The sequence below is a fragment of the Acidovorax delafieldii 2AN genome (assembly GCF_000175235.1).
GTDB classification, from domain to species: Bacteria; Pseudomonadota; Gammaproteobacteria; order Burkholderiales; family Burkholderiaceae_C; genus Acidovorax; species Acidovorax delafieldii_B.
The window spans coordinates 1-1009 of record NZ_ACQT01000554.1; the positions used below are offsets into that span (position 1 = coordinate 1).

Consider the following 1009-nt stretch of genomic DNA (forward strand, 5'->3'; position numbering starts at 1 on the left):
AGCAGGCTTCATGTCTCGTTGATTGGTGCAGTCGTCTTCTGAAAATGACAGCGGCCCCTTGCGCCGCTGGGGCGTTGCCGCCGGTGGGTGCAGCTTTACCCGGGCTTCACTTTTCTGTTTCCTGCACGACACGTGCGCCGCAGCACAATGGGGTTTGCCATAGCTGCAGCCTTTCTTCCATGAATGACCTTTCTGCCGAACCTGCAGGCCTGCCTGCGCAGCGTCCTCCCTCGCGTCCCGGCGCATGTGTCGGCCTGTGGATCGTGACCTCGGCCCTGGCCGCGCTGGCCGGTTGTGCCAGCCCTGTGGTGCCCGATGGCGGCCTTCCTCCGACACCCGTGCCGCTGGCTTGGTCCACGCCCGCGCCAGAAGGCACGGTCGCCACGCCGCTGGCCCAGTGGTGGCAGCGGTTCAATGATCCGCAGCTCACGCAACTGGTGGCGCTGGCCCTGCAGGCCAATACCAGCGTGCGCAGCGCGCAGGCCGCATTGCAGCAGGCGCGCGCGCAGGCGGATGTGCAGGCCGCGGGCCTGCTGCCCAGCGTGGGCTCCTCCGCCTCGGCACAGCGCAGCCGGACGTCGAACAGTACCGGCAACAGTTTCCAGGCCGGGTTTGATGCGAGCTGGGAGCCCGATGTGTTCGGCCGGCTGCGCAGTGGCTTGAATGCCAGCGAGGCCGACGCAAGGGCGGCCGAAGCCGGCCTGGCCGACGTGCAGGTCTCGCTGGCGGCGGAAACCGCCGTGACCTATGTCGAATTGCGCGGCTTGCAGCAGCGGCTGGCCATTGCGCGCAGCAACCTGGCCAGCCAGCAGGAGACCTTGCAGATCACCCAGTGGCGCCTGCAGGCCGGGCTGACCACCTCGCTGGTGGCCGAGCAGGCCCGCGCCGCAGCCGAGCAGACCGCCGCGCAGATCCCGGCGCTTGAATCCAGCCTGGCCCAGTCGCGCCACAGCCTGGCGGTGCTCACGGGGCAGGCGCCGCTCGCGCTCGACAACTTGCGTGGGCGATA

General features: G+C 68.9%; 1 protein-coding gene. It reads left to right on the plus strand.

The genetic code is table 11. The features are described 5' to 3' along the window. Nucleotides 1-179: 179 nt before the first annotated feature. Nucleotides 180-1009: TolC family protein (locus tag ACDELDRAFT_RS22980; protein ID WP_005801636.1), on the plus strand; the 830-nt coding region annotated here is incomplete at its 3' end.